This window comes from Pantoea sp. GbtcB22 (genome assembly GCF_019091025.1).
GTDB lineage: Bacteria > Pseudomonadota > Gammaproteobacteria > Enterobacterales > Enterobacteriaceae > Pantoea > Pantoea leporis.
In genome coordinates this window covers 1-230 of sequence record NZ_JAGXKB010001031.1, presented here as the reverse complement: position 1 = coordinate 230, position 230 = coordinate 1, and the positions used below count along the sequence as shown (strand labels likewise).

The 230-nt window shown below is 61.7% G+C and carries 1 protein-coding gene; it reads left to right on the top strand.

Features of this window, described 5'->3' with window-relative positions; translation table 11 throughout:
- A partial coding sequence (locus KVT28_RS27405; protein ID WP_217551510.1) for a hypothetical protein occupies nt 1-205 on the top strand: 205 nt, incomplete at its 5' end.
- Between the last annotated feature and the right edge of the window lie 25 nt (nt 206-230).

The following is a 230-nucleotide window of genomic DNA, read 5'->3' as shown; positions in this document are numbered from 1 at the left end:
CCCGGGCGCCTTTGCGTCGCAGAGTTCCGCTGCGGGGAGACTTGGAAAAGTAAGCTCGCGGCGTCAATCGGAGTGGGGAAGAGAAGCGAGGCAACAACTCCCCAACCGGTTCTTCGCCACCGTTCTCGTCAACGAGGAAGGTGGGAACGTGGCGGCGCGAACGCAGCGCGACAAGGGGGAAAAAAATCAAACCTGCGTCGCATGATTGGGGCGCCGGTGGAGGCTGACTA